This window comes from Planctomycetota bacterium (genome assembly GCA_035384565.1).
Lineage (GTDB): Bacteria > Planctomycetota > PUPC01 > DSUN01 > DSUN01 > DAOOIT01.
In genome coordinates, this window is record DAOOIT010000020.1 from 1 (window position 1) to 22,286 (window position 22,286).

The window sequence follows — 22,286 nt, forward strand, 5'->3', positions numbered from 1 at the left end:
CGCTCGGCAGAGCCCTCCCGAGGAACCGCCATGTCCGCGAGGAGCTGGCATGCCCACGCCCTGCACCGGGCCAGTCACGCCAGGATCGCGAAACCCTGAAAAACCCGTGTTTATGTTTCCCTCGCCTCATCGTGTGCCTGGTCTCGCATCTTGCTGGTTGGCGGCTGCGACGGCGAGGGTGTAGCGGGGCCAGTGAGCGGCTGTCTTGTGAAACCAGTCGCGCGGCAGGGTGGGGCTGGAGTGGTGGTAGCGCTCGGGGAGGTCGCCATCCTGGACGACCGCGAGGATCATGAGCTGTTCGCCGGCCATTCTCCAGGGGCCTGGCTCGCGGAGCTTGGGGCCGCCGGGGCTTGCGGAAGGCTTCTCGAGCCAGGTGCGGCACTTCTCGGGCGCGCCGAGGCCAAGCCAGGGGAGCCGCAACTCGGCGGTGTAGCCGGTGTCGGCGTCGGAGGGGTCGTTGAGGGTGGAGGGCTTGCCGTCGGCGCGCGGCTTGAGGCGCACGGCCTTGGCGAGGGCGTGCGGCCCGTCGTCCTGCATCCACAGCGTGTGGCCGAAGAGGATGCCCCAGGTGGCGATGGAGAGCTGGCTGACGCGCCAGGCGGGGTCGGGCACGGTGATCCACACGTCGTTGAAGTGGTTGGCGGCGTTGTGATGGAGCTCCCAGAAGAAGCGCTCGTCGCCGAACGAGAGAAAGAACTCGACGACGTCAATCTTCTTCGCGTCGTCCCAGATGACGGCGCCCTCGCGGCGGTTGGCCGGCGGCCCCTCGAACTCGCCGGTGCCGGCAGCGACGAGGTTGCGGTCGAACGTCTCGTAGGCGATGTAGAGATAGTGGTCGTCCCAGGCGAACCGCGCGGCCAGGCGGGGCTGGTCGCTCAGGGCGCCTGTCTTGCTGAGCAGGTAGTCGGCGCGCACGATGTCCGCCTCTCTCCAGACCGGCTCGTCGAGAATGCCGTCCACTGTGATGGGCGTGGGCGTCTTCGGGATGGCACCCGCCCCCTCCGCCGCCAAGGCAAGCGGCCAATGAGCAATGACCAATGACCAAGTAAGAAAGAGCCAGCGGCCACCCGCCTTCTGAGTTGAGCCTTGGCCATGGGTCATCGGGCACTCCTTCTCATCTATGGAGGGTAGGCTCGCACCAGTTGGCGGCGTCGGACTTGTTGCCATCGCCGGCGTCGGTGACGACGAGGCGCAGGCGGTTGATGCCGGTGACGTCGAGGGCCACGTCGCGGGGGGCGTCGAGACCCGACAGGACGGGCGAGGCCCAGAGCTTGCGGCCGTCGGCGTAGGCCTCGAAGACGACGGAGCCTTTGCCCTCGGTGACGGCGTCCACGCCCACCCTGGCGGTGAAACGGGCGAACTGGCGGTTCAGCGGGTACTCGAGGAGGCAGTTGGCGAAGGTGCCGATGCCGTTGGCGAAGGCGGCCTGCCCCACGGCGAGCGGCCCGCCGACGATGTTGCGGCCGAGGCGCGGCTGGGCCACGTTCTGCTCGACGTGAATGGCGCCCACGGCGCTCAAGGGGAAATCCCCGCCGCGGTACTCGAAGACCGCAACCTCCCGCGGGCTTGAGGGCCCGCGGGAGGTTTGGGGCGCCGCACGGTCGGAGCGCAGCTCGATCTCTGCCTTCGCGACGCCAGCCAGGGCCTCGGGCGGAATCACGAAGATGCACTCGCGCGGCCCGCCCGACAGCTCGGGGGCCGAACGCGTGAGGTCCCACGTTCCGATAGCCTTGCCATTGACGGCCACCTCGGCCTTGAAGCCCTCGCCTTCGAGCACAAAGCGCTGGCGGAGCACAAGCCCCGCGCCCTGGGGCACGGCGATGGAGAAGCGTGGCGCGGCCTCCGTGGCCGCAGGACGGACCACGGCGAGCAGGCGCTGCGGCCAGGCGGGCTCAGCGCCGTCGCGCACCCACAACCTGGCGAGCGCGTCGCGCGCCCGCGCCCAGTCGCCCTCGCCCAGCACGAACGCCACGGGCACCTTGCCCACGGCGTGCCAGCCGCCCTCGGCCGGCACGGGCGAGCCGAAGACGTCCTCGGCCGCCTCGACGCCGAGGCCGGCGTGGGCGAAGGTCACAGCTCCCGCATCGTCGTTCCGCCACACGATGGCCGCCACCTTGCCGTCGCGGCGCTTCGCGGCCAGGCAGCGGGTGCGGGCGGGCACGATGTCCTGAATCTCGACTGGCTCGGCGGCCTGGAGCTGCGCGAGCCATTGCCGCGCGCGCAGCACGCCCCACCAGGCGGGCTTGAGCTGGAAGGTGGCGGGCCGCTCGGCCAGTGGGGGCACGAGCAGTTCGCGGCGATACGCCAGGCCCAGCCCCAGGCGGGCGAAGTCGTCGTTGCGAATGGCCAGCGCGGGCCGAATGCCGGCGCCGTGGAGCAACAGGTCCGAGCGGGCGAGATAGGCTGCCTGCTCGAAGGCCCCGATCCTGCCCGCCGCCGCATCGGCCGCGGCGGGGCCGCGTTCGGCGCGCTCGACCGCCCAGTCGAGGTCGGTGAGGAGGATGCTCTTCGGCTCCTTCGAGCCCTTGGCCAGGGCGTCCGCCAACTCGCGGACGTAGGCCGGCACCAGGGCGTCCTCGGGCGAGAGCCGCCCGACGTCGAGGCGCACGTTCACGCCGGTCACGCGGTCGAGCGCGCCCAGTTCGGCCAGCTTCGCGACGTAGGGCACGGCGGCGGCCCGGCTCAGGCCGCCAATGAGCAGCGGCGTCTTCGGACAGTAGCGGCGGCGCCAGGCGTCGGCCGACGCCATCATCCTGGCGAAGCGCTCGGGCTCGACGGCCAGCGCCCCTGCGTCAGGGCCGTTCCAGAGCACGAAGCCGCCCACGTCGCGCCCCGCGCCGCGCATCACCTCGCACACGTAGTGGTCCCAATCCTCGAGCCGCTCGGGCACCAGGAAGGTGTCCACCGCGTGGCCCGCGTCGCGCAGGCGGCGCTCGAAGGCGTCGGCCTTGAACTGATCGAGGCCGATGCCGGCCGCCCAGTAGGCGCTGTAGCCCAGCAACACGTGCGGCTCGCCGCCCGCGGCGGCCACGCGGCGGGCGCGCTCGCGCAGCGAGTCGAGTTGCACGTTCCCCGGGTGGTGCTCCACCCAGTCCCAGTCCTCATCCACGAACTCATAGCGGTCCCCCACGGGGGCCCGCAGTTTCCACTCGTCGCGCAGGGCGGCGAGCCAGGCATCGCCAAGCACGGGGTTGAGGTCGGCCACCAGCACGTCCTCCTCCACCGAGGCCAGCACTGCGTTCCCCTCGGTGAGTCGCAGGCGCAGGGCGTAGGCGCCGACGGGCAGGCCCTTGGCAGCGACGACGGCCTTCGCCTCGCCGGGTTGCAGGGTGAGCTTTTCGTCGAGGCCGGCCACCTGCCGCCCGCGCCAGTCGAACACACCGCCTGACAGAGCGGCCGAACGGGCCACGGAGTCCCCGTTGGCCACCGTAGCCTGCACAGCGCCACCCGGGGGCACGACGTTCGACTCGTCGGCCCGGTCCCACGCCAAGGTCAGCCGCTCGGCGGGGGGGAGGTGGGTGCGCACGACGATATCGTCCACGAAGAGGCTGCCGCGGTCGCGGTCGGCGCTTTGCGGGTCCACGGCCAGGTGCAGGCCGAGCGGATAGCTGGGCGCGAAGCCGAGGACAGGCTGCGGTTTGTCCCACGACGGCGGGATGGGGGGCAGGCGGAAATCGAGCTTCCGCCAGCCCTGCCAGTCCACCCGCACGGCGTTCGAGTAGCCGCAAGCATCCCGCTTGCGGTCCCCCTCGACAAGCGGGACGCTCGTCGCCACCGCCCTGGCCAGGAAGAGGTCGAAGTCGCGGCCGTGGCCCCCGTGGCTGACGCCGCGGGTGTCGCCGACGACCGGGTAGAAGAGCGCGCCCGAGCCGTCGCCGTGCAGCCACAGCGACAGCTCGACGGGCACGCCGGGCAGGGCGGGGTCAATCGAGGCCACGACGAGCAGGCGCGAGGGCGGCAGGCCGGGACGCTGCGGCGGGGACTTCGCCTTGTCCCACGCGAGCGCCAGCGAGCGGCGGCCGCCGTGGGCCTGCTCGGCGCTGGTGCGGGCCGCGGCCTCGCCGGCTGGCGGCGCCGTCTCGAGCGTGTGGGCTTTGAGGCCCAGGTAGCCGCGGTCGCTCTCGAAGTCGGCCAGGGCCACCGTGGTGTCGGGCTTGGCGAGAATCAGCTCGCGCGCAGCCGACACCCCGGCGTCCGCGGCGTCGGTGGCGGTGATCTGGAGCCGTAGCGGCCCCTGCCGCCGCGCGGCGTCGGGCGCGGCCTTCGCCAGGTCGAGCCGCAGCGTCTTGGCCTCGCGCGGCGCCAGGTCCAGGTCCGCCTGCCCTTTGCCGCTCACCTCGTTCGCGCGGTCGAGCATCGCCCAGATGACCCGAACCTTGCGCGCGCGGACGGGGGAGGCGTTCTGCACGGTCGCCCAGGCGCCGTGCGCGGGGTCGAAACGCCGCTCGGGGTCATCGGCGCCCGCGTGCAGGGCGAGCGCGCCCGCGGCCTCCTGCTGCGTGTGCACGATGAGGCTGCCGATGAGCACGGTGCCCTGGGCTGGCGGGGCCGCCGCCTCTTTGCCCCGCGGCGGCTCGATGCGGAAGGCGGTCAGCTCGAGCGGGAAGTCGAGTTCGGCCGTCGAGCCGCGCGGCGCGTTGCTGCCCAGGCCATCGCCAGGGAGCGGCACCTCCACGTAGCGCCAGCCCGTGAAGTCGAGGGTGCACAGCTCGCGCTCGCCGTCGTAGATGCGCTTCCAGCCGCCCTCCCAGAAGTCCGCCGAATCGGTGTAGTCGAGGAACAGAGCGTGAAGCTTCGCCCCGCTGCCGTCGCCCTTCACCCAGGCGCCGAAGCGGAAGGCGTTGCCCGGCAGGTAGCGCTCGCGGCCGCAATAGACCACGGCATCGCCCGCATAGTCCACGCGCAGGGCGAACTGGCCGAGCGGCACGGGAGATTGGGGATGGCGGGTTACGGATTGCCGACTCGCAGCCAAGTCCTCGATCCGCACGCGCGAGATGGCGGCGGCGGTCTGGGTCCAAGGGCTGGCGCGTTGGGCCTCGCCGTGGGTCCAGCTCACCCACGAGCGCGGGTTCTGCCGCACGTCGGCCGGGTAGCCGGCCGTGAACCAGCGGCCGATTGCATCGGACATGTCGTCGAAAAGGAACACGCTGTTGGCCATCACGAGCTTGTGCTCGGACTTCTGGGAGAGCTGCGGGAGGTCGCTGGACACGACGTCGCACGCGAGGGTGAAGGGGGGGAGATAGGCGTCAAGCTTTTCGGGGGCCAGCTCGAGCTTCGTTTCGCTCGACTGCCCGGCGGCAAGCGGCACGTCGAAGTCGCGGTCCGCCACCACGGTCTCGTTGCGGTCGGTCAGGGTCAGGCGGGCGCGCGCCCGGGCGGGCGCGGCCACGAAGCTGCGGACGTCGAGCGCCACGGCCACGCGGGTGCCGAAGTCGCGCGCGGGCGGCCCGATGAGGCGCGTCGCCATCGTGGCGGGCGGAGGAGCCCCCGAGGGCTCCAGCCGCAAGTCGTCGAGCAACACGATGGCCTCGGCGCGCTCGCCCTCCTTGCGGCGGCCGTGGAACTCGATGCGCTCGAGCCACATCGTGCGCCCCACGGGCACGGAGCGTAAGTCGAACGCCACCTCGCGCCATTCGGCGAAATCCAGCTTCACGCGCGGCAGAGCGAGGCGCGCGTGGTCCTTCAGACGCCGCTCGCCGCGGTCGTCGAGGAACGATTCGGCGTGATACACGGTGAGTTGCATCTCGTCGCCCGATCCGTCGGGCTTCACCCACAGCTTGAGTTGGCCGGGGCCGGAGATGCGAATGGCCTCGTTCGGAAACTGGAGCCAGACCTGCTGGGCCTTGGGCGTCAGCTCGTAGGCGAGCCGGGCGGCGGCGAGGCCCACGCGTCCGTTCTCGAAGTCCGCCTCCGCCGTCACGGTGCCGCGGCCGGGCAACGGCGCGGTGAAGTTCTCGACGAGATGGTAGCCCGCCCCGGATACGGCTGCGGCGGCCCAAAGCAAGTGCCCGAGCACGAGCCCGAGTGGCCAACCGTCGGCAATCGGCAGTCGGCAATCGGCAGCTATCACTTGGCTTCCACCTTCGGCTTCGGACCCCACACGATGGCGGCCCCTTCATAGGTCACATAGGTCCGCGGCGGGCTGCGGAAGTCCACCTCGGCCTGCGCAGCGATGAGAAACAGCCTGTCGCCGCAGGGCACGGCCGAGAGGACTTTGCCCGGGCTCTCGGGCAACACGAGGCGCGGGTCGGGCTGGCCGTCGGCCCGTCGCAGCACGAGCACGCCCCTTTCCGTAGGCACGATGGCCTGGGTCTGCGTGGCGAGCGGCTGGCCGGCAAGGCGAGCGCCGAGCGGCCGCTTCCACCGCACGGCGCCGTCGTGCGTCACGAGCGCCGCGTCGCCCTGGTCGCTGGCGAAGAGCACGCCGTCGTCGCACACGAGCGGGCAGGTCGAGATCGTACCGCCCAACTCGCCCGCCCACAGCGCCTTGCCGCTGGCGGCATCGAAGCCGAGCATCCGCCCCTCCTCGTCGCCAATGTAGACCCGCCCGTCGCGCACGGCGGGGCTGGAGCGGGTAAACGGCGCGAGCGGCGCCTTCCAGGTCAGCGTGCCCTTGTCGGCGTCCACGGCGTAGAGCGAGCCGTCCCAGGAGGCGAAGAAGACGCGGGGCAGCGACGCCCCGCCCGCAGCGATGCCGCCAAGGGCCGGCGCGCTGCGCACCTTGCCGCCCGTGGCGAACTCCCAGAGCAGGATGCCGGAGTCCACATCGAGCTTATAGAGCCGCCCGTCGTCGGACCCGAAGTACACTTCGTCGCCATCGGGTGTGGGCGCGGAGTACACACGGCCGCTCGTCTGGTACGACCAGAGGCGCATGCCGCTGTCGGCCACGGCGTGCATCTTGCCGTCGGCGGTGCCCACGAGGAGCCGCCCCGCATAGCGGGCGGGCGTGGTGGTAGGCGTGATGGTGCCGAGGCCCCACGTTGGCCCCGCCTCGACCTTCCATTTCGGACTTCGGGTTTCGGGTTTCGGATTGCCGCCCTTCGTCGCGTCGGACTCCTTCAGTTGGACCGAGCGGAGGCTGCCGCCCGCTTCGCCGTAGGCGAAGGCGCCGCCGGCCACGGTGCCGCCGACGTTGTAAGCGGGCGCGCCGATGCGCACCCGCCCCAGCTCGGCCAGTTCGCCCACCAGGTCGGCAGGCGGCTTCGCCGGCACGTGCGAGGGCGCGGCCAGGAGCATCGGCGTCGCCTCGGCATCGTCGGCGAAGCGCTTCCCCGCCCCGGCCATCTCGGGGCCGCCGGGCGGGCCGTAGACCTCGATCTCCGTGAGGCACTCCTTGCGCGAGCCGTGCAGCCCGGGCAACACCTTGAGCGAGTCGGTGTGCAGCAGCTTCGGGAAATGCACGACGACGAACCGGCGGCGGTTGCCTCGCACGAGCGAGACTGCCTCGGGGATCCGCTTCTCCATGTTGTTCGCCAGAACGCTGATCGTGCGGTATACATTGTCGGGCGTGGCGTTGTTCAGGTAGAGCACCAGGTGCGACACCCAGGCGGGGCGCGTGAGCACCACGCTGAACCCCGCGTCGTCGGGCTGGTAGAACCAGATGGGGCCGAGGTCGTCGAGGCGGCCGTTGTGCAGGAACGCCTGCTCCTGCGTGAAGCGGGTGGCGGTGGTCACGAGGCCCTGCTTGAGCACGACCACGCGGTTCCGGCTCCGGAGCTTCTCTTCGAGGCTGGGCGGGATGCGGCTGTACTGCACGCGGATGTCGCGCACGAAGGTCGGCTCGACCGCGTGCAGCTCGGCATTGGCGAGCAGGTTGGCCGAGGGGAAACGCACCGTGCGGAAGCTCGCGTCGTCCACCGCCACGGCGCCGCCTTCGGCCTCGAAGCCCACCTCGATGGACTGCGTGTCGGCCATCGTTTTCACGGCGAGGCGGCCGAAGGCCCACTCGCCGGGCCTGCCCGCGAACTTCGAGGCCGTGAGCGTCTCCTTCGCGCCCTTCAGCAGCGCCCCTGCCACTAACCTCCCGCAGGTTCTGGAGGCTGCGGGAGGTTCGGCGCGATAGAAGAACTCGAGCAGATAGGTGGCCGAGGGCACCACCTTGCGCTGAAGCGGCTGGGTGACGAGCTGGCCGGGGGCCAGGTGCAGCGCCTTGCCGCCCGAGCGGGCCGGCGCGGCGAGCCGAGTCTCGCCCTGCGTCGCGCGCCAGCCCTCGGGCGACTCGAAGCCGCCATTCGCCAGTTGTTCGAGGCCCATCCGCAGGATGCCATCGTAGTCGCCGGGCCGGTCGTCGCCAACGGGAAAGAGCTCGGCCGTGCCGTCGGGGTCACGTTCGAGCGCGGCGCGCACGTAGCCGGGGTAGTCGCCGCCCGGAACCTCGTGGTGGTCGCGGAGGCGCGTCTGCCAGAGCGCCTTGCCGTGGGTGTCGAGCCGCACGACCGTCCCGTTCTGCGCCCCGGCCACGAGGCCGTCGGCTGTCGCGCACAGCGTGGCGGCGAAGGGCAGCTTGTGCTGCCAGAGGGTTCGGCCAGTCGCGAGGTCCATGCACTGCACCAACCCGTCGCGGTCGCAGCGGTAGAGGCGCGTCTCGTCGCCGCTCACGGAGTCCAGGCCGGGCACGAAGATGCGGTCCGCCTCCACAGCCCAGCGGCTCTTGCCATCGGGAGCAAGACGCTGGGCAAGCGTCGGAGCCGTCGCCAGCTGTGCGCCGTCCTTGAGCCAGCGGCCTTCGAACGGCACGAGCGCGCCGCGGGTGCCGTCGGCGTGCAACGGCGCGGCCACGCCCTGCGTGTGCATCCAGGGCGTCTCCGAGTGCGCGGGCCAGGTGAGATGCCAGCCGGCGGCGCGGGTTTCGTTGCCGGGGTCCTCGGTGTTCTCGGCGAGCGCCCGGCCCGTGCGGGCGTCCAGAATCATTGGCACGTATTGCCACACGGGCGCGATCTTGTCGGGGGCGAGCTGGGTGGAGCCGCAGACGCGGTATTCGCCGTGGGCGAGGCGGGTGCCGTCGGGGCTGAGGGCGAAGTCGCCCACGGCCACCGACTTCCCGAAGGCGGCGCCGGCCGTCTGCACGGCCTCGGCGGGGTACGACGCGATGGCCTCGGCTCGGTCGCGGTACCACATCTTCCGCCCGTCGAAGTCCACGGCCATCAGCCCGGTGCGCCCGCCGATGAGAATCTGCCGCAGCGGGGCGTTGATGGCGAGGTCCACCTCGGTGTTGATGGCGCCTTCCTGATAGGTGTTGAAGCCGCCGTGGAAGTCGGGCCACTCGGTCGCCGCGAAGCGCCGGAGCACGCGGCCGTCGGCGCCGTCGAGCAGGAAGACGAAGAAGCCGCGGCCCGTCGCCGCCACCGCCCGCTTGCCGGCGTCGTACCAGCGGGCGACGTAGACGTTGTGCTCGGGCAGGAACTGCTTCCAGAGCAGCGTGCCCTCGCGGCTGAAGCAGAAGAGGTTGTGGCCGAAGCCCGTGGTGCCGATGAGCGCGCGGCCCGAGGCGGCGTCCACGTCCACCGCGCGCACCAGGTCCTCGCGGCTGATCATATCTCGGAAGGCGGATGGTTGGGTGGGCGGATGGGTGGATGAATGCAGGAGAGGCGCCGGCGGTGCTTCCTTCGGTTTCGGCTCTTTCGCCGCCGCCCCTCCATTCATCCATTCATCCAACCCTCTGTTCGCGAATGCACCAGTCCCTTGCGCCATGCCCTCCTCGTCGTTAGCCAGTATCGCAATAGTGTCGTGCTCGTTGGAGAAGCCGCGCCGCACCCAGGCCACGACGGCGCGGCCCGGGCCGGGGAAGCCGGCCGACACAGGCGTGTCGAGCACGTCGCGGCGCACGAGGGCCTCGATGAGCCGATTCTCGAAGCGCCTGCCCAGCAGAATGAGGGGGGCGTCCACGAACAGGCCGGGGTCCACGAGGTTGCCGCGCCACAGGCGGGCGCCGTCCAGCGTGGGCGCCTCGTCATTCCAATCGGCAGGCAGGCAGATCACCTCGGAAACACGCGCCACCCTTGCGGCGCGGCCGCTCGCGGCGAGGGCCTTGGCCAGGGCTTCGGCGTGGGGCCGCACCCAGGGCTGGTCATCGTCCACGGCGATCGTCACCGCCTCCTTGCCCGCGAGGAAGTCGCGCACCCGCTCGGCGTCGCCGATCCACACGGGGCGGGTGTCGAGCGTGGCGGAGGGCGCCTTGCCGGGCCTCACCTCGATGGCGGCCTCAGCGACGGCGCCGCTGATCAACTCACGCACCCGCAGCCGCCAGGCTCCTGCGGGGATGCTGGCCGGCAAGTGGATCGCGCTCCGGTGCTCCGGCGCCGCGGCGCGGTAGAGGGGGAAGTCGGCGGCAGGCAGGCGGCAACCGGCAGGAAGAGCGGAGGGAGGCGCGAGGGTGACCTCGATGGGAAATGCCGCATCAATGGGCGCGCCCGACTTGTCCTGGACGGCCACCTGGTACTCCAGGTCGGAGCCGGCGACCACGGCAGCCGGCGCGGCAAGCGCCACACGGCCAATCTCGGCGGGGAGGAAGGCGTAGAGCTTCCCAGGATAGTACCGCAGGTCGGCCTGGAGCGACATCCAGTCGCCTTTCGGCGTCGGCTCGCTCTTCACCGCGACCGGCTTCATCTCGAGCACGTCGTAGCACGCGGGCGGGCGCTTCGGGAAGCGCAACGTCGGCGCATCAGGGGCCTGGTAGAGGGTCTTGTAGAGACCTGTGAACTTCGTGGGCGCGAAGTTGGGCACCACCAGGTACTCGGCCTGGCCGCAACGGAGCCAGTCGGGGCCGACGAGAAGGCTGTGCTCCGCTGCGGGCGGGATGCGTTTCGACAGGAACGCCCCGACCAGCCTGGTCATCTCCTCGGTCTGGTCGAAGACGGTCTCGAACTCGAAGTCAATGTTGCGCGGGAAGGCGCCGCCGAGCTTGTCATCGTATTCATCGAGGTCGGAATCCAGCCGCACGATGCCCTCGATGGGCAGCCGGCTCGAACGCTCGACGGCCACCGTCTTGCCCGCGTCCACGAGGCGCTTGAGCGCGGCGAGCAGGTCGGGCGGCGTCTCCCCCTCGAGGGTGAAGCCGGGCGCGAACACCACCTCATAATCCATCCCCCTCCCCTCGCGAATCTGCCGGTCACAGAGGAAGTCGGCGGGGAATCCTGCCCGCACGCAGGCCACCCACAGCCCCTCGCACGTGCACGACAGGTTCTCGGGCTTGCGTGGGGCCAGATGGTCGGCTTGGCGCGAGTAGTAGATGGCCACCTTGCGGTAGCCCCTCTCCAGCCTGGTGAAGAGGTCGCCGTAGCGGGTGCACAGGGCGTCGGTGAGGTCGCGCACGACGTCGCGATTGTCAATGGCCTCGGGGTGCTCGTAGTCGTGCGGGATCGTGAAGAAGGCCAACCCGTCCACCTTCTGCGACAGGGCAAAGAAGGCCTGGCGCACGATGTGGTCGCCGAACAGCGGCGGCGCGCCGAACGTGTGAAGCTGCGTCCACACCGGCAGGCCATCACGCACGCGCATCACGTCGGCCTGCATCGGCGCGAAGACGGGGCGGTCGCCGTAGCCGCCATCCTTGTACATCACGCAGGCGGCGAGGTCGAGGTCGGCGAAGACGTCGTCGGAGGTGCCGTTGGGCGCCAGGTTGCCGCCATTGCCGCCCCAGAAGCGCTGGAGGGTGAGGTTCCGCGCGGCGGGGAGGACGGACTTGGCCGCGCGCGACATGCGGGCCGAGAAGTCGCGCCAATAGGCGTCCATGTGCTCGGCCCAGGCTCGGTAGGCCGCGAGGTCCTCCGGCTTGCGCTGGCTGGGTGGGCGCCCGACGAAGCGGTCGAGGGCCTTCACGGCGTCGGCGCTGGTCGCGCCCCTGTGCTTCTCGCGGAAGGCCACCTCTTGGGCTTTGAGGAAGATCTGCGACATGGCCGTGCCCGTGTCGGCGGTGTCGTAGAACTCGTCGTACAGGCACAGGCCCTTGAGCGCGGGGCTGTGCCGCACGGAGGCCGCTTCGAGGCTGATGTAGCGCTCGCACGCGTCGAACGTCTTCGGCTCGCGCGGGAGCATGGTGTCGTTGTAAGTGAACACGTTCTCGTAGAAGGCCAGGTTGTGGCGCACGCAGGCGTTGAGGAAGCGGTCGCGGCCGCTGGGCTGGCCGTAGCTCTCGGCGGGGCCCAGCTCGGGCCGCTCGCGCACCAGTTGCTCCAGGTCGCCGTCGCGGCGGAACACGCGGCTGATGTCGTAGGTCATGCCAACGAAGGCGTTGTAGCCCATCGCGGCGATCTCACGGGCGAGGTCCTCGGCGCCCTCCCCGGTTCGCAGCACGCGCTGATACTGGTCGCCCATGACGTTGTACTTGCCATAGAGCACGTTGGCGAAATGCGTTCGGGGCGTGGGGTCCACCATCTCGATGGAGAGCGGGCGGGTGGCGTGCCCGCCGACGCGTGCCTCGACCCGGTAGCGGCCTGGGGCGAGGGCGCGGCTGGCCGAGGCGTCCATCCGTAGGATGAAGGTCTCGCGCTTCTCGATCGCCTTCGCCGTCTTCTCGCGTAGCAGCGGAGAGCGTGCGCCGGCCGAGTCCACAAGGTCGGCCTCGATGGGCGCGCCGGCGGCGAGCGGCCGGCCGAGCGCGAGGACGCTGAGGCCGATCCAGAATGCCTCGCCGCGGAAGAATGCGTCGCGGCCCCGCTGGGTGAACAAGCCGATGCCCACGGGGCGTTCTCGCGCGACGGAGACCCACTGCTCGCTGAACAGCGGCGGCGCGCCGTCGGGCCGCACGCCCAGGCGCAGGCGGTAAACGCCGTCGGGCGTCTCCCCGATGGCCACCTTCACGGCACCGTCCTCACCTGCTTCCACCTTCAGGTCGGCCCATGGGCCGCCGTCGTACGGCTGCATCCGGGCGAAAGCCGGCGAACTGAGCCGCTCACCTGCGCTCGCGGCTCGCACGCGGGCCTGGAGGCTGCCGCCGGGGCGCAGGTGCCGGGTGGCGGACTCGACCACGACCACGCGCGGCACGCCGGTCGCCTTGTCGGGCACATCCAGTCGCAAGCTCTTCAGCGGCAGGGTGCGCAGGTCGCCGTCCACGTCGAGCGTCGGCCCCTCTTCGGAAATCCGGATGTGGTACGGTTGCTGCCTGGGATACCAGTTGGTGAGGAACCTCCGTCCCGCATCGTGGCTGCCCCACACGAACTGCTCGACGCCCGGCACGACCAGTCTTGCCCCAACGGGGCCCTCGACGGGGAAGCCGTAGAGCGGGACCTCGATGACGCCCTTCGCGACCCGCAATCCCTCGACGCTTTGGCCGCCGCCCGCGCCGGGGGATATGCCGTCCGCGCTCAGGTGAAACGTGAGACCCAAGGGGTGCGCGACGTAGCCCTTGCCCACCTGGTTGGCCGGCAGCCAGATGGTGAGCGGGGCGAACTTGTCGAATACAGGCAGTAGTTCGCGGGCTTTCGCGGTGCTGCCCCCTGTCCTTCCCTTCTCACTCTCGCCTTCAGTCTCGCTCTTCGCGTGGTCGGCCGCTTCGCGAAGCGTGAGGTCGGGCAGCGGCGTCACGCGCATCGCCATCGGCAGATCGCCCTCGTCAGGGTTCGCGCGGAAGGCTCGAATGGTAACCGGATAGCATCGGATGCGCACGACCTGCCCCTCGACGGCCAGATCGGGGTCGGCCGAGGCCACCGCGCCCTCTTTGTCTACCGTGAACACGTGATCGCCCGGCCAGATCGTGTGGTTCCCGGGTTTCAGGGCCGCTTTGGCCACAGGCACGCGGCCGATGTACTTCTTCTCGTGATAGCGCTCGAAGACCGGTTCCCCGTCGAGAAGCACGTTCCGCGCCCAGCACCCGAGGTCGAGGCCGACCTTCACGGCCTCCATGCCGCGCTCGGTGGGCACGATCTCGGTGATGGGCCGTTGGCGCTCCAGTTTGTCCACGGTCACGCCGGGCTGATCGTAGGGGACCAGGCGCAGCTCGACCTCCACCGCGCCGCCGAGGGCGGCGACGGCCATGGCCCATGACACAACGGCCAATGACCAACAGGCAAGTCGGCCGCGGCATCCCTCGTTGGTCCTTGGGCATCGGGCTCTGGCCATTCGAATCGGCCTCAATGCGTCAGGGCGAAGAGAATCCAGTTGGTCACCTGCTGGTAGATCATCTCGCGGTACCGGTTGTCGCCACCGTGGCCAATGCCCTCGCCGATGGGGTTCGAGGCGGTGGGCGGCGTGGAGATCTCCCACGCGCAGCCGTCGTCGTTCGGGCTGAAGAAGACGGCGGGCCGGTCGTCGAGAAGGAAGTAGAGCCAGGGCCTCGTGAACGCCTCGCCGGGCCAGGGCGTGGGGTAGATCATCTTGAACGCGTCGGCCACGCGCGGGTCGGTCTTAAGCAGCCAGATCGGCTCGGCGCCGGGAATGAGCTTCGAGACCTCGGGCCGCACGCTGTCGGCGAACGGGCTGCCGCGCAGGTAGCAGTCGTCGAGGTACAGCGTACCGCCGCGCTCGAGCCAGCGCTTGAGGTTCGCGGTCTCCTTTTCGTTCAGGCTCCAGCGAGTGTGCGCCGTGAGGTAGACAAGGGTGTATTCGAAGAGCTCGTCGCTGGCCAGGTCGAGGCCCTCGTTGTCGGTGTAGACGGGCAGGTCGGTGCGCTGATTCACCTGGTAGAGCAGGTAGGGAATGGCCGTAGGGTCGGCATCCCAGTCCACGCCAGGCATGGCCGGCTTGATGCGGCGGAGGGCGATCCTGTTGCGGCGCTCCTTGGCCTCCGCGGCTGAGCGTTGGCGCGCCTCCCTGGCCGAAAGCTCGGTGCGGTTCATCTCGCCGGCCCGTTCGGCCCAGGTGCTGCCGCGCGAACGGGCATCCAGGAGGAGGACAACGAGGACGGGCAGAAGCAGAGCTCTCATTGGTCACTCAACCCCGGAGAGAAGGCGGAAGTAATCCCCCACCGCGTCCTCGGCCCCGCTGGGCCAGGTCTCGTCGGCCACGCGCGACTTGAGGTCGTGCCGGGCGACCTCCTGCCGCGCCTCGGTGCGGACGGTGCGGACGGGCTCGACCAGGAGATCGGTCTCACGCTTGATCTTCACGAGTCCGCCGAGCAGGCCCTGGGCGTCGAAGCCGAAACGCTTCTCAGTGAACGCGGCCAGGTCGGGCCGGACGATGACGATCTCGACGGGCTGCGCGCGGCCCAGGCGTGGCCCGGTCTCTGTGTTGTTGTCGCGCGCCAACACGTTCAGGGTGATTCGGTCACCTGCCTCCAGCGGCGGGCTGAGGCCCTTGAACAGGTCGGCGAACCGGCCCCGCACGCGGTCGCGCGGCGGGTCGAAGCGCTGCGACTGCGAGCCCTGCCGCACCGGCCGCCCGAGCAGCGGATCCACACCCTCGACCTTGAGGTCCAAGGTCACCTCGGCCACGCCGAAGTCATCGTCGGCCGTCCACCCCAGGGCGAAGGCGGCCGCCTCTTCGGCCATCATCGTGAGCTTGCGGTTGCGCAGCAGCACCTGCACGGTCGGCGCCTCGTCGGCCTGGGTGGCCACCTCGAACGAGAGCGGCCGCTCCATCTCGAAGCCAGGGCCGCAGACCCCCGTGAGGTGCAGGCTCGCGCGCTCGGGGCGCGCCAGGGTAAACGAGAAGTGCCCGAACCGGCCGCTGACGGCCACCGGCTGGCGCGACCCATCGAGCCACTCGACCCAGCAGTGATCAGGGTGCAGGTCGGTGGTGGACGCGAAGCTCACCAGCACGTCGGTGCCCACCAGCCCCTGAAGGCGCGCCACATAGCCCACGAGCGTGCGCGGCGCTTGCCCCGTGTAGGCGGGATAGGCCAGTTCGTAGTGGATGGCGCTCACCGCCGGCAGGTCCCCCACGGTCACCGTGTGCTGGGCACTCCGTCGGCCGGCGCACTCGAACTCGTAGGTGAAAGACTCTTCCGCCCTGGCCACCTCGAAGGACGCGCTGCCCTGGGCCAGCGCGAGCACGCTGGCGATCGGCTTGGGCAGGGCCTTGTCTCTGCCCAGCTCCTGCCGCACGAGGGTCACCTGGCGCCGCCGTGCACCACGGGCCTCGACGCGGAGCGTCACGGGCCGGCCGCGCACCACCGCCACGTCGCCCGGATGCACAACGAGAGTCACAGGGAACAGGGAATCGAGGACGACGGCCCAGGCATCTCCCAACCGCTCGACACGTGCCCGCACCGCGTCCCGGGCGAACACAAGGCACAGTACACAGAGGAGAGCGGTCGAGGCCGCGACGCGTAGGAGGCGTCTGGGGCGGCGCAGGTCGAGCAGGCGGCAAAGGTCCATCTCGGCGAGCCGCCGCACCGTGCGCTCGAGAAGCGCGTGGACGAGACCCGCCGAATAGCCCAGCGGCCCCTTGGCCTCGGCCACCTCGCGCCCGAGCTGGAGCGAGCCGATGAGCTGGTTGTCGAGTTGGCCGTGGAGCGCTTCGATCAGCCGCGCCTCTCTCTCGACCTGGATTCGCCGCAGCATCGCCGGCACGAGGCGCAACGTCACGGCCCCCAGCGCGGCCAGCACCGCCAGCACGAACAGGGCCAGGAGCGGCCACGCGGGCAGCCGCACAGCCCAGTCGAGCGCGAACCACGCCAGCAGCGATCCAGGCCCCAGGATCACGACCCAGGCAAGGCCCTCGGCCATGGCCCAGCGCTTGCGCGACAGGCCGAAGCCGCGGACAGCGGCCACGACCGAGCTCAGGGGATTGCGGATTGCGGACTGCGGGTCGTGGGAACCCATGGAAGCATGACCCCGTCCCTTCGCGTCCTGGTCCGCAATCGGCGTCCCGCGCTCCAGGTTCATACCATCCCCCTCCTCTTGCGGAGGAAGCAATCGGCGGCCACGATGGCGACCATGAGGACCATCGTAACCGGCAGATTCCAGAGGGCAATGGTGGCCGTGGTGGTGAGTCGCCGTGGAGCCAACGTCAACGCGGTGGGCAGAGCGGCGGCCTCCTCGGGCGTGAAGACACGGCCGCCGGTGCCCTCCGCGAGCTCAGCCATGGCCTCGGGCTTCGCGCGCGGGTCGTCCAGCTCCTCATCGCCCTCCCCCGCCACGATCTCGTCGCGGGTGGTCCTGCCACCGAGCGTCACGGCCACCTGCCACGGACCGGGCTCGTCGAGGGTGATCGTGTACTCGTAGAGGCCGGGAGCATCACGGCCGTCGCGAGGGTAGATATGCCGCGTCCTGCCCGAGGGGCTGGTGACAGCGACCCGCAGGTCGGCCTCGCGGATGGGGTGGAATGCGGGGTCCACCAGCCGGGTCGCCAGGGTGATGGACTCGCCAACGGCGGCGCGCGACTGGTAGTGCAGCACCTGCGGCATGTTGGGCTCGAGGCGCGGGTCCGGTGCGAGGAAGCGCACCACGTTGCCCCAGAAGCGGCGGAAGTGGTCCTCGCCCTCCGCCGGCCGCATCATCTCCCAGCGCCACGTGGTGTCCATTGCGAGCGACAGCACCTTGCCCCGGCCGACGTTCTGGATGGCCATGACCGGCATTGCGGATTGCGGACTACGGGTCGCGGTTTGGGAGCCGGGCGGGCTGCTCTCGTTGAACTCCCGGACGGCGAGGAGGGTGGCGCCGGGCTTGATGCGCTCGATGCGGTTGCAGCCGTCGAGCGTCGGCAGGTCGAGCCAGGCGTCGCGGTTGGCCTGCGAGTCCCACGCGAGTTGCATGAGGGGGTGGCAGAGGCCGAGCGGCGTGGCGATGATCTTGAAGGTGCTGGCGGCCTGCGGCTGGCGCGTCGGCTCGACCGCGAAGGGCAGGATGGCAGCGAGGGGCGAGCCCTGGTACTGTCCGGCGGCGTAGACGTTCTGCCCTCCAAGCGTCACGAGCCCGCCGCCGCGGCGGGCCACGAAGTCCACGAGCCGCTGCATGCGCGTCTCCATGACGTCGCCGCCGACGCGGAAGCAGGCGCGCGGGATGTCGCCCAGGATGATCACATCGTACTGGTAAAGGTCGGCCTCGCGGTCGGGCAGGCCGTCGGCCACGTCCTTATGGCGGAGCGCGCCCTGGGCGTACCAGCCGCCCTTGGGCAGCAGCGTGAGGCTCGCCAGGTCCACCACGGGGTCGCGCGCGAGCCAGTGGGCGACGATCTTGCGCTCGTCGCGCGGAATGTCCACCAGGAGCACCCGAATCTTCGCATCCACCACCTGCACCTTGTGTTCGGCGGCCTGGAGGCGGGCGGTGGCCGGATCGCGGACCCCTTCCAGCGCAAAGCGGTACGTGCGCGTGCCGGCACGCGTGGGCCTGGCCACCAGGGGCACGGCGACAGGCTCTGTGCCGAGGCGGATGTTCTCGCGGACCGCCACGGGCTCCTGGCGGCCGTCCTCATGAAGCAGCACGCGGACCGTCTGCTCGCCCAGTTCGGTGGCCGAGAGCGAGGCCGTGAGGCGCAGTTCGTCGCCCAGGCGAACGTAGGGGGCGGCCTCGGAGACGCGGACCTTGGCCACCCTCGGGGCGCCCGGGCTGCCGAAAACCACAGGGTAGACGGGCAAGCCGCGCGCGGCGAGCAGCGGGGCAACGAGGCTGCTGCGCGTGCTCGCCGTGTCGTTGCCGTCGGTGAGAAGAACGATCGCCTGGAGGTCGCTCTCGCGGCGCGCCACCTCTTCGACCGCGGCAATGAGGCGTGTCATGCCCTGGGCCTGTGGGCGGGCCGCTTCTGCCTCGCGGGCAGCGGGAGCCTCGCCCGCATAGAGCCGCCAATCGAAGGCATAGGGCACCAGGTTCGCCCTGTGGCCCAGGCGGGCGAGAGGGCCGGCGGCAAAGGCGCGGGCGGCCTCGAGCCGGCTCTGCCCCGAGGCGTCGCGCAGGCTCATGCTCCCCGACGTGTCGGTGAGCACGGCCACGTTGGCCGGCACCGCGCGTTCGAGGGTGAGTCGGAGTTCGACCTGGCACAGCATTCCCGCCAGGAGGGCGAAGCCCGCCAGCCGCAGCGTCGCCAGGGCCACGCGCGCGCGCCAGCGGACCACGTTCTGGGGCAGCAGATTGAGGGCCGCCACCACGCCAGCAACCAGCGCGAGAACAGCCAGGAACACCCCCGCCGCCGGCCACGCCGGGTAGAGCGCCCACCGGACGGCGCGGGCCACCGTCCCAGGAGACTCGATGCCGAGCAGCCAGTAGAGAGCGCTCATTGGCTGGCCTCCTGGCTGCGCTGGCGTTCGCGGCGCGCGTTGAGCGCCCACCCGATGAGGCCCTCGAGCGCGTAGGCGATGAAGAGCAGGGCGGCCAGCAGTGGCCACAGCTCGCCGCCCGCGGGCGTCAAGCGGAGCGGCTCGCCTGCGGCCGCCACCCGAACCCCCTGCCCAAAGAGGTCCGCCAGCTCCGCCTCGGTGATGCGCTCGGTGCGGCTCTCGCGCGGGTCGTGGTTCACGGCCAGCGGACGGCCCGTCGCGGCGCGGCGTGCCGCGCCTTCCGACGGCTTCTGGAGCGCATAGTGGCCCACGGGCAGGCTGGGGACGAGGAGGGTTCTGTCGGGTCCGATGGCCAGCCGCAGCGGCGAGGCCGGCGCCCCCCGTGGCGAGAGTTCCAACTCGTCGAGGAAGGCGAATGCGGGCTCGGAGACGTCGAGCACGGCCGGCCGCGCGGCCGTGAGCACGTCGGGCCGGCGTGGCCGCAGGTCGCCCGAGAGGTACCCCAGCAACTGCCACATCAGGGCGGGGAACACCCGCGTGCGGGCGAGGTTGCCGCGGTCGAGTTCGAAACCAAAGGCCAGCAGCGCGGCCCGGCCCTGCCCCACGGCCATCTCGGCGGCCAGCGGCGCACCGTCGGTGCCGACGAGCATCGCCGAGGCCGTCGGGGCAAGCTGTCGGAGCTCCCGGACGGCGGCGAACCGCACGGCCGAGAGGTCGCCTTTGAGCCTGTCGCGGAAGGGAGCCAGCACGGGGTGCTGCGCCCCGGCAGGCCGGAGGCCGATGGGCGGGTCGAGCGTCCGCTCGTTGCCCACCTGGGCTGGGGAGAGCGAGGCGAAGGTTCGGTTGAACTTCATGGCGTGGGTGCCGCCGCCGCACACGAAGAGCAGCGCGCGCCCCTGCCGAGCGAAGGCCTCGAGGTCCTTCAGCGCCTGCTCGCTGAGCGTGCTCACGTCGTGGAGGACAATGACGTCGTACTTGCTCAGGGGCTGGCCGGCAAGGGCCTCGGGCGTCACCGCGGTGGTGTGAATCCCTGTGCCGTGGGGCTGGCCGAGTTCGCGGCCGGGGTTGAGGGCGAAGCGCAGGATGCGCACGCCGTCGAGCAGCCCCTCACTGCGGCCTGCGGACCGCGGATTGCGGATTTCAGACAGGCCTGATGGGAGACCTGGCTCGGCGCGGCCCTCCGCGGGCGGAGCGGCATCGTGAACGATGAGGACCCTGCGCGCATCGGCCACGTCGAGCGGGACGGCGAACCGGTTGTCCCCCGGCCGCCCGTCATCGCCATCGAGGCACACCTCGGCTATCGCCTGCCCCGCGCGCGTGGCGCGGAGGGTCAGGTCCACATCCGCTTCGCCGCCGGGCGCCAGGGCGATCTCCTTGATGAGGGGTTCGCGGCGCTCGCCGACGGCCAGTTGAAGCTTCGCCTTGCGCTCGGCGGTGCCCGCGTTGAGCACGCGGGCCACGATGTGCGCGTCGTCGCCCATCTGGACGCGCGAGCCGCGCACGCGGGCCTCCAGGATGGCGAGGTTGTCGGCCTGGGCCCCCGCGAGGTCGAGGAGCACTATCTCGAGCTTGCGGCCGAGTTCGGCCTGCGCGTCCCGGATGCGGCGCAGGTCCTCGCTGTTGCGCGCTTCGAAGGCGGAGGCCGCCAGATCGGTGAGGACCACGATCTGCGAGCGCGCCTCGCGCCGGCCGCGCAACAGGTCGCAGCCCGCGGCCACCGCCCGCACCAGGCCGCGCCCCGCCCCGTCGGTGGCGGCGAGGCCGGAGAGGGCGCGAATCGCCTCGTGGGGCGCCGGGTGAAGGGGAACGATCGGCTCGGCGTCCTGGGCAGCGGCGATCAGCGCACACCGGCTGGGCGCGGCCACCTCGCGCAGCAGCGCGTCGGCTTGGGCCTTCGCCAGGTCCATCAGCGGCGCAGGGCGGCCGTCGGCCGGGCGCGTGCCCAGGGCCTGCATGCTGGCCGAACAGTCCACCACGACGACCAGATTGCGCGCGGCGGGACCGAACGGCGTCCAGGCCGTGAAGAGCCGGGCCATCGCCAGCGCGAGGAGAGCCAGCACGGCGAGACGCAGGAGGAGCTGCCCCACATCCACCAGCCGCATCGCGAACACGTTCGTCCGCTCGTCGGCCCGCAGGAACTGGATGGTCGGGAAGTCCTGGACCTGGTACTTGTGGCGCGCGATCAGGTGGAGTGCGACCGGGATGGCCAGCGCCACGAGCCCGAGCAGCATGCCGGGGAACAGCAGGCTCATCGCGCCCTCTCCCTGCGGTAGAGGAGGTAGTCGCGCAGCACCAGCTCGATGGGCTGCGAGGTGTCCACGAAGCGGTAGTCGGCGCCGCACGCCACGGTGCCGCTCTCGATGCGGCGGCGGAAGCGCTCGAGGCGGTCGAGGTAGAGCGGCCGCTGGCGCAGCGGGTCGCTCATCAGGGCGGCGCCCGTCTCCATGTCGCGGAAGGTGGTAAGCGGCTTGAAGGGGAACGCCACCTCGTCATGGTCGAGGAGATGGAGGACGATCACGTCGTGCCCCCGGGCGGTCAGGTGGCGGATACCGTCCACCACGGCGCGCGCATCGCCGTAGCAGTCGCTGAGGACAAGCACGATGCCCCGGCGAGTAAGGCGCCGGCCGATGGCCTCGAGCACGCGGGCGAGGTCGGTCTGGCCCTGGGGCTCGATGGCCTCGAGCCGCGAAAGCAGGGTGTAGAGGTGGCGCTGCCCCTGCCGGGGCGGCAGGAACTCGCGCAGCGCGTCGCCGAAGGTCGCCAGGCCGGGCGAGTCCTGCTGCCGGTGCACGAGGAAGGCCACGGACGCGGCCAGATAGCTGGCGTACTCCAGCTTCGTCAACCTGTCGCGGTCCGCCGGCCGATAGCCCATCGAACGGCTGGTGTCGAGCAGGCACACGACGTTCATGTTCGATTCCATCTCGAACCGCTTGACGAAGTAGCGTTCGGTGCGGGCGAGCATCTTCCAGTCAATCGTGCGCGGCTCGTCGCCGGGCGAGTACTCGCGGTGGTCCACGAACTCGACGCTGAAGCCGTAGAACGGGCTGCGGTGGCGCGACGCGTAGAGGCCCTCGACGAGCAGGCGCGCGCGCAGCTCGATGTGGGCAAGCGAGCGGAGGATGTTCGCATCGAGGAATCGCATCGCGGGCATAGGCGCCTACGTTCTCCGGAGGCGCGCGCCTGAGGCGGCACGCGAGCCGCG

The 22,286-nt window shown here is 71.0% G+C and carries 8 protein-coding genes; all 8 read right to left on the reverse strand.

The window, feature by feature from the left end; translation table 11 throughout:
* Positions 1-126: 126 nt before the first annotated feature.
* A complete protein-coding gene (locus tag PLE19_09385) occupies positions 127-1,011 on the reverse strand; it encodes a hypothetical protein (GenBank protein ID HPD15152.1) in 885 nt (294 codons plus the stop codon).
* Between the two features lie 103 nt (positions 1,012-1,114).
* A complete protein-coding gene (locus PLE19_09390) occupies positions 1,115-6,070 on the reverse strand; it encodes an NPCBM/NEW2 domain-containing protein (protein HPD15153.1) in 4,956 nt (1,651 codons plus the stop codon).
* On the reverse strand, positions 6,067-13,968 hold the full coding sequence (locus PLE19_09395; GenBank protein HPD15154.1) for a PQQ-binding-like beta-propeller repeat protein: 7,902 nt from the start codon (positions 13,966-13,968) through the stop codon (positions 6,067-6,069). Before PLE19_09395 ends, PLE19_09390 begins: the two co-directional genes overlap by 4 nt.
* Positions 13,969-14,063: 95 nt before the next feature.
* Positions 14,064-14,855, reverse strand: coding sequence for a DUF4159 domain-containing protein (locus tag PLE19_09400; GenBank protein ID HPD15155.1), 792 nt, complete (start codon positions 14,853-14,855; stop codon positions 14,064-14,066).
* Between the two features lie 3 nt (positions 14,856-14,858).
* Positions 14,859-16,694, reverse strand: coding sequence for a hypothetical protein (locus PLE19_09405; GenBank protein ID HPD15156.1), 1,836 nt, complete (start codon positions 16,692-16,694; stop codon positions 14,859-14,861).
* A gap of 59 nt (positions 16,695-16,753) precedes the next feature.
* Positions 16,754-19,084, reverse strand: a complete 2,331-nt coding sequence (locus PLE19_09410; GenBank protein ID HPD15157.1) for a hypothetical protein — start codon at positions 19,082-19,084, stop codon at positions 16,754-16,756.
* On the reverse strand, positions 19,081-21,336 hold the full coding sequence (locus PLE19_09415; protein ID HPD15158.1) for a BatA domain-containing protein: 2,256 nt from the start codon (positions 21,334-21,336) through the stop codon (positions 19,081-19,083). The genes PLE19_09410 and PLE19_09415 overlap by 4 nt, the downstream gene beginning before the upstream one ends.
* A complete protein-coding gene (locus tag PLE19_09420) occupies positions 21,333-22,235 on the reverse strand; it encodes a DUF58 domain-containing protein (protein ID HPD15159.1) in 903 nt (300 codons plus the stop codon). Before PLE19_09420 ends, PLE19_09415 begins: the two co-directional genes overlap by 4 nt.
* Positions 22,236-22,286 lie beyond the last annotated feature (51 nt).